Source organism: Acinetobacter sp. 778_lipA (assembly GCF_058242985.1).
In genome coordinates, this window is record NZ_JBZAYT010000001.1 from 1103270 (window position 1) to 1115726 (window position 12457).

General features: G+C 33.5%; 11 protein-coding genes and 2 pseudogenes. 8 read left to right on the top strand and 5 right to left on the bottom strand.

Annotation, left to right across the window (positions count from 1 at the left end; genetic code table 11):
• Positions 1-91: 91 nt before the first annotated feature.
• The 5 genes and pseudogenes from AC4CUY_RS05115 to AC4CUY_RS05135 form a co-directional block, all read left to right on the top strand.
• A pseudogene (locus AC4CUY_RS05115) lies at positions 92-342 on the top strand (transposase); the annotation flags it as partial.
• 875 nt (positions 343-1217) lie between these two features.
• The gene (locus tag AC4CUY_RS05120; protein ID WP_490773753.1) at positions 1218-1829 is read left to right on the top strand and encodes a fimbrial protein; all 612 of its coding nucleotides are present in this window, start codon (positions 1218-1220) and stop codon (positions 1827-1829) included.
• A 31-nt stretch (positions 1830-1860) separates the two neighbouring features.
• Positions 1861-2571 (top strand): fimbrial biogenesis chaperone, encoded by a 711-nt coding sequence (locus AC4CUY_RS05125; RefSeq protein WP_336953949.1) that lies wholly within the window; start codon positions 1861-1863, stop codon positions 2569-2571.
• A gap of 120 nt (positions 2572-2691) precedes the next feature.
• Positions 2692-5271 (top strand): fimbria/pilus outer membrane usher protein, encoded by a 2580-nt coding sequence (locus AC4CUY_RS05130; protein WP_419328172.1) that lies wholly within the window; start codon positions 2692-2694, stop codon positions 5269-5271.
• Positions 5272-5274: 3 nt separating this feature from the next.
• Positions 5275-6432: a fimbrial protein gene (locus AC4CUY_RS05135; protein WP_490773754.1), complete on the top strand. Its 1158-nt coding sequence runs from the start codon at positions 5275-5277 to the stop codon at positions 6430-6432.
• A 138-nt stretch (positions 6433-6570) separates the two neighbouring features.
• Here AC4CUY_RS05135 and AC4CUY_RS05140 read toward each other — a convergent pair whose 3' ends face one another.
• Positions 6571-7131 carry a LysR substrate-binding domain-containing protein gene (locus AC4CUY_RS05140; protein WP_490773755.1) on the bottom strand — a complete coding sequence of 187 codons (561 nt, stop codon included), beginning with the start codon at positions 7129-7131 and terminating at the stop codon, positions 6571-6573.
• Between the two features lie 86 nt (positions 7132-7217).
• On the opposite strand from AC4CUY_RS05140, the gene AC4CUY_RS05145 reads away from it, so the two are divergent.
• Positions 7218-8150: an IS5 family transposase gene (locus AC4CUY_RS05145; RefSeq protein WP_490773756.1), complete on the top strand. Its 933-nt coding sequence runs from the start codon at positions 7218-7220 to the stop codon at positions 8148-8150.
• 44 nt (positions 8151-8194) lie between these two features.
• Here the strand turns inward: AC4CUY_RS05145 and AC4CUY_RS05150 are convergent.
• The 3 genes and pseudogenes from AC4CUY_RS05150 to AC4CUY_RS05160 form a co-directional block, all read right to left on the bottom strand.
• Positions 8195-8494 (bottom strand): annotated as a pseudogene (locus AC4CUY_RS05150) (LysR family transcriptional regulator); the annotation flags it as partial.
• Between the two features lie 140 nt (positions 8495-8634).
• Positions 8635-8955, bottom strand: a complete 321-nt coding sequence (locus tag AC4CUY_RS05155) for a hypothetical protein (protein ID WP_419360888.1) — start codon at positions 8953-8955, stop codon at positions 8635-8637.
• A gap of 56 nt (positions 8956-9011) precedes the next feature.
• On the bottom strand, positions 9012-9932 hold the full coding sequence (locus tag AC4CUY_RS05160; protein WP_336953944.1) for a LysR family transcriptional regulator: 921 nt from the start codon (positions 9930-9932) through the stop codon (positions 9012-9014).
• 889 nt (positions 9933-10821) lie between these two features.
• On the opposite strand from AC4CUY_RS05160, the gene AC4CUY_RS05165 reads away from it, so the two are divergent.
• Both AC4CUY_RS05165 and AC4CUY_RS05170 read left to right on the top strand, forming a co-directional pair.
• Positions 10822-10977 carry a hypothetical protein gene (locus AC4CUY_RS05165; protein WP_419379189.1) on the top strand — a complete coding sequence of 52 codons (156 nt, stop codon included), beginning with the start codon at positions 10822-10824 and terminating at the stop codon, positions 10975-10977.
• Between the two features lie 745 nt (positions 10978-11722).
• On the top strand, positions 11723-11911 hold the full coding sequence (locus AC4CUY_RS05170; protein ID WP_336953943.1) for a heavy-metal-associated domain-containing protein: 189 nt from the start codon (positions 11723-11725) through the stop codon (positions 11909-11911).
• Between the two features lie 71 nt (positions 11912-11982).
• On the opposite strand, the gene cueR is transcribed toward AC4CUY_RS05170, so the two are convergent.
• Positions 11983-12453, bottom strand: a complete 471-nt coding sequence (gene cueR, locus AC4CUY_RS05175) for a Cu(I)-responsive transcriptional regulator (protein WP_336953942.1) — start codon at positions 12451-12453, stop codon at positions 11983-11985.
• Between the last annotated feature and the right edge of the window lie 4 nt (positions 12454-12457).

Below are 12457 nucleotides of genomic sequence, written 5' to 3' on the forward strand. Positions count from 1 at the left end.
TAATATACACTATAAAGAAAACTTTGATCACTCAATAGGCTTTGTTGCGCAATCCTATCTCTAAAGGCTGATTCCACACTATAATTTTCAAATGAATAAGCCTCGCCCTAATATTTACAGTACTCTTAATTGGTCTTCATACAACCAAGCTCTCATTAATCGTGGCAATATTGCCATTTGGTTTGATCCCAATACTCAGTGGTATGAACAACCGCAAGGCAAACAAGGTCGAAATCAAACCTATTCAGATATAGCGATCTAATGTTGTTTAATGATGAAATCCTTATTCCGTCTGTCTTTAGGTATGGTCACGGCTTTGTTCAAAGTCTCATTCTTCTTTGCTGATGAGATTGCTCAACAACATTGAAAAAATTTCTGTATTACAAAGCCAAAGAACTGCAACTTCTATACTTTATTCTTGAAAAAAATAGTTTCTAGTATTTCAAACAGCGTTTATTTCTGTATTTAAGTCTTATTTTTAATATGAATGAGATTTTTTTCATTAAAAAAGAGCATTTGATCATTAAATGCTCATAAAAAATAAGTGAATACCAAGCTTATTTTTAAAATAAGTAATCATTAGAAGCATAAATTTATAAGGAATTCGAGAAAATTATAATAATGTATAGCGATTTAATTAGTCTTTTTTATCTGTGATAATTAATTTTAATGAAGGATTTTTATTAAAATTCAGCAATATTTAACTTAAAATAAATGGAAAGTATGAGTGAATTTTATTAATAAATTTTGATTTTTAATTTAAATGTATCTTGGGTGATTTGGCTTAATCATATGTTTTGAGTGTTATTGAGGTGGGTGATATTGTTATATTTGGTTTAAGGATAAATTTTAGAATATCTGTGTTTGTCTTTTTATATAATAAAAATAGCATTTTTAATTGTGAAAAATTATTTGATTTATATTGTTTTGTTTTTATGAATTATTTAAAGTAAATAAATAAAATAATCATGATTCTTAACTTTTATTTGCGTGATAAGTAATTGAAATAAGAGATATTGTGATATTTATTTATTTTTGCTAGGATATTTTTTATTTTAAACTGTTCTTTATTTATAAGTGTAAGGTGAAGATTAAAATAAATTGAAAGTGGTTTTGTAGGGGGTATTATTTTTTGTGGATATCGATTTTAAGCGTGATATGCACGACATAATAAAACCGTCTTATCATTTTTTTAAAAAGTTGAAGAGGTTTATTGAATGAAGAAGTTAACATTGCCAGCATTAGGCACTCTAGCTTTAAGTTTAGCATGTTCAAGTGTTTTTGCAGCAGACGGAACAATTACAATTAACGGTATGATAACTGATGAAACTTGTACATTAGCGGGCTCTGGATTTGGAGTAAACGGCAGTCAAAATTTAGTTTTGACCTTAGACACTGTACTTAAGTCAACCTTTACTGCGACCAATATGACTGCAGCGAGAAAAAACTTTAGCCTACAGTTAAAAAATGCTGCAGGCACAGGTAATTGCGACGCATCAACAAATAAAGCACTAAAAGGTTTATACCTGAGTCCAATTTCTACAGCTGACTTAGACACCACTGATAAAACTTTATTAGTGAATAAAGCAACAGAAGGTGGTGCTTCTATAGCAAATCCAGTTTATATCCAAATTTTAACAGATGCAGATATTGCTGTTAATCTTTCTGAGCCTTGGGGTGTCCAAGCTAAAAGTGCAATTACAGGGCTTGCAGCGGATGGTAGTGGTACCGCCACCATGCTTTACAAAGCACAGTATGCGAGCAAGACAGGAACTGTAAGTGGACAAAACGTGACTGCAGTTGTCAACTATACGTTGCAATACAATTAATTTTTGAATCTGTTTGCTAGAGGGGGAAATAATGCGTTACCTAAAAATTGCTGGATTCATTTACTTGATGATGTCATTTGCTTATGCCGGTGTCTCAATAGATGGTACTCGCATCATTTTCCCAGCTGAATCCAAAAGTGTAAATGTCCAGCTCCGAAATGCCTTTGACACTCCATCACTTGTACAAGTGTGGATAGATACTGGGGATTCAGAAAAGATTCCCAAGGCAAGTGAAGTTCCTTTTATTCTAAATCCACCATTGACTCGAGTTGAAGCACGAAAAGGTCAGATTATTCGAGTTATTCCTTTGGATATTAAAAAATTACCGCAGGATCGTGAATCTATTTTTTGGTTCAATATGATGGATATTCCACCAGATGATCCAGCACTGAAAGATAAAAACTATTTATCTTTTACAGTAAGAACGCGGATAAAACTATTTTACCGACCTAGTGAGTTAGCCATGACAGCATTTTTGGCACAGCAAAGCGTGCAGTTTAAATATGATCAAGGTGCTCAAAACGTAAGTATGAATAATCCAACACCTTATTATCTGACTGTGGTTCAAATTGAAAGTGGTAAAAACCAGGCATTTAGCTCAGCAGACCAAGCTATTATGTTGGCACCTTTTACTCATGTAATTCTGAAAGATTTTAAACTGGATACCTCAACTAAAAAAATCGTTTACGAGGTGCTTAATGATTTAGGTACATTACAAACATACGAAACAACAATCCAATAAATTTATTATTAAGACATTTTTTAATAATTTCACTAAGAATTTGAAAAATAGCTTTGAAGTTCTGTTGCCTTTTTTATAGGGCGCTAGCAATAAAACAGTAATGATGAGCAGGTTATTACTATGCTGAATTTTAAAAAGTCTGAACTTTTTTTAATGTTGATGTCAACTGTTACTGTTCAGACTTCAGCTGAAGACGTGCAATTTTCTCATGCTGATACAAATACAGATGGTCATTTAATTACCCAAGATAATAGTCAGCTTATTGCTCAGAACTATAATGAATTAACGGCTAGTAATAATGACTTTACTACGTTTAATGCAGCCTCATTGTTTGGTGAGCAAACCAATGTAGATTTAAGTGGTTTCACCTCTCGAAACTTTGTAGCGCCTGGTCAGTATTTGGTTCATTTGTCAGTAAATGGTGAATCTTTGGACACTGTAAATGTGCATTTTGATCACTTGGATGGACAGAAATCGGCAGTATTATGTTTATCACCAGACTTGCTTGATCGTTTGGATTTAAAAGATAACTTCCGTGCAACGTTGCCGAATAAACCCTGTTTGACCATGAAAACATTGGATGCCGATGCCTACAAAGATTTTAATCTTGCAGAATTAAAACTGGCTTTATCTATTCCTCAGGCTTTACGTGAGGAACGTCCAGAGGGTTATATCAATCCTAAATTATTTAATAATGGTGTTAACTCTGGTTTTATTGGCTATGCGTTTAACTACAATCGCGATGAAGATCAAGAAAGTAAATATTTAGGCTTAAATGGCGGTTTAAATTTAGCGGGTTGGTTTTATCGTCACTCAGGTGCTTTTGAGTCAAAAAACTCAGGTTTGGGCCAATACCATTCAGATCAAAATATTCTCTACCGCGATATTACTCCAATAAACTCACGTTTGAGTGTGGGGCAATTTAATACCATGACGTATCGTCTGGATAACTTGCCGATCGTCGGTGCTCAAATCAGCTCTGAACAAGACATGTTGCCATGGGCTTATCGTCAGTATGCACCTGTGATTGAAAACTTCGCCTACACCAATGCGGTGGTGAGGATATTTCAAAATGCACAGAAAATTTATGAGCGTACAGTCCCACGTGGCGCATTTAAAATTAATGATCTCAATGCTGCAAACGGTGATTTAACTGTTGAAATCACCGAAACAGGAGGAGAAAAGAGGACATTTATTGTGTCTCTGCAAAGTAATCAAGACTTAGTTCGCCAAGGACGTTATAACTACAGCGTTGCGGGTGGTCGTTATCGTACTCGAACAGAAATCACCGATGATAAATTATTCCAAGGTAGTTTTAATTATGGTTTGACTAATAGTTTGACCCTCGGTGCTGGTTTAAATATCAGCAATGGCTATGCCAGCGGCTTGGGGATGTTGGCATTAAATATCCCTATTGGTGGTGTGACTACGATCATTGAGCATACAAACTCAGAGCTATTTGGTAAAAGTTACCAAGGGACGAAATATGCCTTAAATTATCGTTATGCATGGATTCCTCAAAGTTTCTATTTATATGCAGATTATGCCAAATATAATCGTGATTACATGAGTATTTCTTCACACCTCTATCAGCGTAATCGAACTATACTAACTGAAAGTGAATATGATAACTTTTTATATAACTATAATTTAAAAGAAAATATCGGCATCAGTATTTCTAAATCCTTAGCGGATACTCGGTGGGGAAATATAAACCTGAGTGCGCGTAGAAACACCTATTGGGATGATAACCAGGATTATTACCAATATAACCTAAGTTATGGTAATAATTGGAAAAAAGCCAGCTACAATATTGGCTTAAGCCGTACCGATTACACTAATCGTGAGCATGAACGCAGCACCACCGCTTTTTTTTCTATCTCGATTCCACTGGAATGGCGTAAACAGAAGATGTATGCAAGTTCTAGTGTACAGCGTAACGAAAATGATCAAGTCACTTCAAATGCAAGTTTGTCTGGTATAGCAGGTGCCAATAATGAGATTACATTTGGTTTAGGTGTTTCCGATGCACAGAACAATACCCGTTATAATGGCAATATTAGTTACCTCTTGCCTATGATGAATGTTGGGTCAACGATCTCGTCTGATTCACATAGCATACAGTACTCATTGTCAACACTGGGTGCAGTGGTTGGACATCGTTATGGCTTAACCCCTGTTAACAGCTTGCCAGAAACATACACCATCATCCATGCTAAAAATGGCAAGGGTGCCAATGTGGAAAATGCATGGGGCGTAAAAGTCGATCGCTTTGGTAACGCTATCTATCCATTTAACTCCGCCTATAGCAAAAATACCATTACTTTGGATCCGAAGAATTTACCAACAAACGTGACATTGGAATCCAATCAGAGCGATGTAATTCCGCGTAAATACAGTTCGCAGTTGGTTGAATTTAAAGCCAATAAATCCAGTAATTTACTATTGCGTATCCATTCAACGCAGCGGCAAGATTTGCCAATGGGCAGTCAGTTTAAAGATAGCGAGAATAATACAATTGGAATTCTTGGGGCAGGCAATCAAGTGATTGTTAACAAAGAACAGCCATTAATGAATACCAGTCGTGTGATCTGGGGTAGCAGTGAAAATGAAAGCTGTCAGATTGCACCGATTTCTAAACAGCAACTCGAACAAAAAACCACAGTGAACTTCAATATTGTTGATGTGGAGTGTAAATAAATTATGAATAAGCTTTTTTGGTTCTCTGTTCCATTATTATTTGCATTATCACAGTCTGTACTTGCGACTATTGCGAACTGTAACACATCTAGTTCAGTGACTTTTAATCGAGTGGTTGGGACAATTAGTAATTTTCCTTATGATCAGGCCATTAATAGTTTAGATTCGGAATCTATGTTACTGAGTTGCACTCCATCTGTGGCGGTACGTTCTACATTTGCTGCTATAACAGGCAGGACAGATTTGGTGGGCAACAGTCCTTTTTCAGTTGGACCCGATATTAAAATTATAGGTTCAATTACAGATCCTACAGCTTTAGCAGCAGCCAAGATTTGGTTAATGAATAATTTAAAAATTTCTTTTAATTTGCATGATGGTAATCATAGCCCTCCAATGATGCAAAATATATTATCTATGAATACTGATTATAATATTTTACCCAATACTGGTTTAGGTACACCTGTGACAATTGCAGGTGAATCTTATTTTAGAGGATCAACAAATGCTGGAACAGCGATTGCTGCTGTAAGATCCTCAATATTCAATTTTAAATTACTTTCGACTTATAAACCTTCTGCTGCAGTGATTGATGCTTTGAGTAATGCTATAGTTCAAATTCATTTGGGTACAATCAGCTATAAGTTTGATGATTATAATGGATCAACAATCAAGCCAAGTGGGGTCCCTAAAACAGGAACAACAGAAGTATATGTAAACCTAAGGATGAGCTTTACACTCCCGACTTGTACAATGTCGAATCAAATCGTAAATTTAGCGACTGTACCCACCAGCATATTAAGCAGTAATCAAACTGCCAATGAAAAGAATTTTAATGTCAGCATAAACTGTACGACTACAATGCCTAATAAAATATTATTGGCAATGATTACAGATAGCTATACACCAAATAATATAAATAATAAGGGTATTTTAAAAAACCATCCTGCTTTAGCAAACCGCAGTAATGTGGATGTGCAATTACGAGATGCGACTGACACACCAATGGCGATTGGTAGCCAAAGTTCTTTTTACATAGTACCCACAGGCTCTACTTCGACCACTTTTACCAAAGCGCTAAAAGCGAGATATTTCCGTTCAGCAAGCATAGCGACACCAGGTCTAGTACAAGCCCAAGCGACAGTATTTATAGATTACAAATAATTTAAACTTATGTAATAAAAAAGTATTGGGCTTAATATTGAAAATCATATTTCAATATTAGGTTTTGATATTCCAGAGGAAAATTAATTTAAAACTGATTTATTTAAAATATTATATATATTTAGATTGCTTGCCATTTTAAAAGCTAAATCTATTAAACAAGTTTTGTTGGGTGCATTGCATTTCTTTAATTAACCAATCTCTAAAAACGATTTTTCGATGATCTTCTTCAATCGGTGTGGAGGAGAGTAGGTAGTATGCTGAATCATCTAAATCTAGATATTTTTCGACTTGAATAAAATCATGTTCCAGTTCATGTTCAACCATAAAACCCGATACGATAGTTTGCCCCAAGCCAGATAAACAGGCTTCGATACATAAGTAGAAATGGTCCAGCTCAATCGTATTAAGCTTTGAAATTTCAGGATGTGCTTTGAATAAATAGTTTTTAAATTTTGGTCTTGAGGTACTTAAGATTAAATTAGAGGCGTTCTGTTGGTTGGAATTTACTAAAAACATAAATTCATCTGCAATTTTCTCGCTAAAAAGATGATTTGCCCATACAAAATCATTTCTTCGTATGGCAAGGTCTATATTTTGATTTTGAAAATCTAAGTGACCACCACCAGTTAAAAGTGTGATGCCAAAACCAAGGTCTAACTCATTAAATTTCATCATTCTTGGAATTAACCATTTCATTGAAATCGTTGCCTCACAAGACACTGTTAAGTGGCTTTGTTGCACAACCCTATCTGTAACGTTTTTTTCAGCGATATAATTTTCAAATGAAGAAGCCTACACACAAAATCTACCGCACAACCAATTGGCCCACATATAACCGAGCACTCATGAGTCGCGGAAATATTGCCATTTGGTTTGATCCTGCTACGCAATGGTATGCGCCATCAAAAGGCAAACAAGGGCGAAATCAAACCTACTCCGACGCAGCCATCCAATGCTGCTTAATGATTAAATCCTTATTCCGTCTGTCTTTACGTATGGTCACTGGCTTTGTGCAAAGTCTGATTAAACTTTGCGGATTAAATTGGATAGCTCCAGATTACACCACGCTTTGTAGAAGACAAAAGCATATTGATATTGTAATCAGCTACCAAAAAAGTAGAGATGGGCTGCATCTACTCATGGACTCTACAGGCATGAAGTTTCTAGGTGAGGGCGAATGGAAACGCAAGAAACATGGACCTGAATATCGTCGCCAATGGCGTAAACTTCATATTGGTATAGATGCTAAAACCCTGCAAATACGAGCAGTTCAGCTTACAACCAATAATGTCAGTGATTCACAGGTGCTTGGTGATTTACTTAATCAGATTCCACAAGATGAGCGGATTGACTCTGTTTATGCCGATGGAGCTTATGACACCAAGCAATGCCGTCAGGTCATTGCAGATCGGCAAGCGCATGCGGTGATTCCACCTAGAAAAAATGCGAAACCATGGAAAGATACAAAGAGTAGCTCGCTAGAGCGAAATGAATTACTTCGAACAATTAAACGTTTAGGCAGGACACTATGGAAAAAATGGTCAGGCTATCATCGGCGAAGTTTGGTTGAAACTAAGATGCATTGCATCAAATTATTAGGAGATAAACTCAGTGCAAGGAGTTTTGATAGCCAAGTGAATGAGATCCATGCACGTGTAGCAGTCCTTAACAGATTTACGGAATTAGGTCGACCACTTACCCAAGTTACGCCTTAAATTTGGCTCAATTAGGGGCGCTTTGCATTTCAAATCTTTGTGCAACAAAGCCCTGTTAAGTTGTTGTTTTTATATTTTTGTTGGCGAATACCGATAATACAATTGTCGAGTTGATTAAATACATTTTGACAGCAATCTAACAAAACCTTGCCTTCAGCGGTAAGAATCAAAGACTTATTTTTTCTTTCAAATAAAGTAATATTTAACAACTCTTCTAAATTTTTAATTTGTCGACTTACAGCACTTTGTGTCACATACAATCGTTCAGCAGCGATCGTGACACTTCCTTCGATAGCAACATAATAAAAAAACTTTAGTGAATTAAGTGATAACCTCTCTATCATACTAAAAACCCTGGTAAACCATATTGAATTGAAGGTTGTAAATAGATATTAATTCTTTATTACATAAACTAATTCATATTATTACTTTGTGTGATAATTATCAATATATTTGCGTGTTAAGAAAGTAAAATAAAATTAACTCAATTTTTGCTATAACATACACATTTTCCATACATGTTATATAAAAATAGTGCAGGTAAATATTTTAATTGAACTTCAGCTTGATCAATAAAATAGATATCTTGATTTTTTTTGTCTATAATAGTGAGAAAATTATTCTGTCGGTCTAAAGTAGTTCCACTTATTGTTTTTAATGTATTATCAAAATTCTTGTTGAAAAACCTAATATTGAAAAAGACTTCTGTTCCGGCTTTGATTTGCAACTTTGATATGTTTTTTAATAAACCGCAGTGTTTGCAGGTCCATTTTCTTGTTTTAAATGATATTTCTGGTTTAAACATTTGGTTCCTTTTTTAGTATATTGTGCTTGATTTGAAATGAGAAAAATAAATTTTCATTATTTTTTTTTGGAATGTTCTATAACATTATTAAAGTCATAAGAATGAATATATTTTTCCAAGTATTGTTGAGTTTTATGTAATTCCTCAATGAGCCAATTTTTAAATACAATTTTTCGATAATCTTCTTCAAATGGAGAGGAAGATAGAAGATAATAAGATGAATTATCATAAAATGGTGCAATAATAGGTTGAAGTTTATTATGCTTTAATTCATTTTCGATCATAAAGCCGGAAGCAAAAGTTACTCCTAAACCAGATAAGCATGCTTCGATACATAAATAAAAATGGTCAAGTTCTTTATATTTGAGATGATTTATTCTATCTTTAATTTGATTCATTTTTAGCAAACTTCCCCAAAACTTTGGTCTTGATGAAGAAATTAATAAATTATCTCCAATATGATTAGGATTTTGAATAAAGAACATTATTTCATTGACCAATTTAATGCTATAAATATGTTCTTTCCAATGAAAATCATCTCGACAAATTGTGATATCAGTAGTATTTAAATCGTATAATTTGTTATTGGTTATAATTTTGATTTTAAATGATTTATCTAGATTATTGAAGCTTTTTAAACGAGGGATTAGCCACTTCATACACAGCGTGGATTCACATGAAATAACCAGATCATTTAATTCTGTATCTCTATTGTTTAGTTTGATGAGGCATTTATCTATTTCATGAAAAATATTTTGGCAACAGTTAAGTAATAATAAACCTTCATTGGTGATTTCAATCTTTTTCCCTTTGCGTATAAAAAGCACCGTATTTAAATTATCTTCTAAATTCTTAATTTGACGACTGACTGCACCATGAGTAACATTCAACTTTTTTGAAGCAATTGTTAAACTTTCGTAAATTGCTGCATAATAAAAAAACTTAAAAGAATTTAAGGAAATTCTTTTTTTTAGCATAAAAGTTTCTCATATTTAAATTAAATAAGCTTGATTGTGATCACTAAGACCGATCTTAAATAATATATAGTGAAGATATACTTAGCAATAAAAATAATTTGATAATTAATCATGTGTAGTTGTGATAAAAAGTAATGGATAATTTTTTGATAAATCTAATCCAAAACATTTACTAAAATTATAATTTTTTTAAGAAATTTTAAATTATGCGAATAAATTTTTCATATTTTTTGAATTGTAAGTGAGGTTTTTAGTAAATCTTTAATTTTAACATGAATTATTTAAATGGTTGTGGAAGTGTGAAATGTAATCTAAATATTGTAGAAATTTTTTTATTTTTTAAATTGTTTTTTTGGGTTTCTTAAATTTTATAATTTATTTTTATTGATTAATGTGGTTCAAAAGTAGTTTGAAATATTGATGGTTTTTGTGATGGGGTGAAGTAATTTATTTATTTCAATGATCTTACTATTTTTTATTTTAATGTGGTTGAATTTTATTCTTGATGCTTTATGAAATTAAAATTGATTCATCGTAACTATTTATTTTTATAAATGATTAAATTAGAAAGATGTATTGAAGTTAACATAAACCATAACTTTTTATGACGGTCTTGCGATGAAAATTAGATTTTTTATTGTGATTATTAATGGCGGAATACGTTACTTTCAACATGACATTACTCAATGTAGCTTATAGGCTAAGTGTTGATAATGAGGATCAAGTTATTGATTTAAATCCGCACTGTACAACGAGTTTAGCGACTGATATTGAAAAATTAACAGCTATATCATTCAATATTTAATTGCTTGATTGTGATGCTTTACATATATCTAGCGGTATTTCTTTTGCATTCATTGGTTGAATAGTAAGTACAAACAGTAAATGCTTGGCAGTAAATGGTGATGTTGGTAATGCATCTGCTACAACAAATGCGGGTATAGAAATCTCAGATCCTGATTCTAAAATTTTAACTGTTGAGGGGAGTAATTATTCTACTGAAAAGCACTTAATGAGGGTACAAATACATGACAGCGCCTTATAACAATAGGTGTTTCTACAGTCTGTAAAGCTAATGATGATGTAACTTTGAGATCAGTGATAACTCAAGATAAATTAAAATTTTAATTTGGATTTATCATAAAAATGTGTTGATTTCATATGAGTAAATAATTATCTGTGTAGTGGGTATGTTTTGGTCTATGAATAGCTATGCAGACAATTATGTATTTGTCTGCATAGCCCATTTTAATAGCAGCTTTGTGATTCCAAGTTGTGTATTTGCTTAGCCAGTAAATTTCAAACATATAGCCTGTTTAGATGCAAATGCACGTTTGCAATTGAATATTTCAAACAGCATTTCAATAAATATTATGATTGTAAGCTTAGTTTAACATTGACCTATCGTTGCAACAGATAACCACCCTACAGCTCGAACTTTTCGAGCAAGGAGCTTTCTACGGATTAATTTTGATTAGGAGTCTAGAATGAAATTGATAACTAAGGCGTTGGTTAAAGTTGCATCTGTTGGGGATTAATGTGTTTAGTTATAGCTAGACAAAGCAGTACTACTTTAGGGATATAAAATATTAGCTTAAACCGCTGTAAATTAAGCGTAATACAAACGATGTTTTTGCTGAACATGTATATGATGCAACAGGGGAATGAGTATTATTGTTGTAGCTAAAAGAAATGTCCCAAATAGACTATAAAATAAGATACGGAATTGCTTGACCTTACAATTATGGAAACTTTTATCATGGCATTACCATTTAATGTAGGAGTCTAGCATGGAATTTTATATCGCAAATATGACCTGTGGTGCTTGCGCGCGTCGTATCACTAAAGCAATTCAGTCTTTAGATACTAAGGCGGAAGTTATCGCAGATCCACCTAGTCGTAGTCTCAAAGTGAAAACCAGTGTTACTGAAGATGATTTAAGAGACAACTTAACCGCAGTGGGTTATCCCCCACGCTAAAGGCTATATGATAAAAAAGCGACCAAATGGGTCGCTTTTTTATTTGAGTAGTCATTGTTAAAGCTAAGCATTCAATCTTTTTTTACTTTTTGTTGAGCAAGGGGTGAAAAAGATAAAGAATCATTTTGATGATAGGTTTCTTCTAATGCAATTTTTTGCTGTTGCAATCCATCGAGAATAGGACAATTCGGTCGTTCATCACCAGCACAACAATTAATCAAATCTTGTAAAGTGTTGGTCATTTTCTGTAGTTCTTGAATCCGAATTTCTAACTTCTCGATATGTGAGAGTGCCATTTGTTTGACATCTGCGCTTTGTCGATTCTTATTGTTCCATAAATCCAGCAGATCTGCGATTTCTGCAACTGAAAATCCAAGCGATCTTGAACTTCGAATGAATTTTAAGCGTTCAGCATCCTGAGTTGTATATGAGCGGTAACCTGCATTACTTCGACCCACTATAGGAATAAGACCAATTTGTTCATAATATCGAATCATTTTGGCTGATATCCCCACACTTTGAGACAGTTTTCCAATATTCATTAAG

Coding starts and splice junctions, on each gene's coding strand:
- AC4CUY_RS05120 (WP_490773753.1), top strand. CDS start 1,218: ATGAAGAAGTTAACATTGCCAGCATTAGGCACTCTAGCTTTAAGTTTA.
- AC4CUY_RS05155 (WP_419360888.1), bottom strand. CDS start 8,955: ATGTTTAAACCAGAAATATCATTTAAAACAAGAAAATGGACCTGCAAA.
- AC4CUY_RS05140 (WP_490773755.1), bottom strand. CDS start 7,131: ATGAAATGGTTAATTCCAAGAATGATGAAATTTAATGAGTTAGACCTT.
- AC4CUY_RS05160 (WP_336953944.1), bottom strand. CDS start 9,932: ATGCTAAAAAAAAGAATTTCCTTAAATTCTTTTAAGTTTTTTTATTAT.
- AC4CUY_RS05170 (WP_336953943.1), top strand. CDS start 11,723: ATGGAATTTTATATCGCAAATATGACCTGTGGTGCTTGCGCGCGTCGT.
- cueR (WP_336953942.1), bottom strand. CDS start 12,453: ATGAATATTGGAAAACTGTCTCAAAGTGTGGGGATATCAGCCAAAATG.
- AC4CUY_RS05135 (WP_490773754.1), top strand. CDS start 5,275: ATGAATAAGCTTTTTTGGTTCTCTGTTCCATTATTATTTGCATTATCA.
- AC4CUY_RS05125 (WP_336953949.1), top strand. CDS start 1,861: ATGCGTTACCTAAAAATTGCTGGATTCATTTACTTGATGATGTCATTT.
- AC4CUY_RS05145 (WP_490773756.1), top strand. CDS start 7,218: ATGAAGAAGCCTACACACAAAATCTACCGCACAACCAATTGGCCCACA.
- AC4CUY_RS05130 (WP_419328172.1), top strand. CDS start 2,692: ATGCTGAATTTTAAAAAGTCTGAACTTTTTTTAATGTTGATGTCAACT.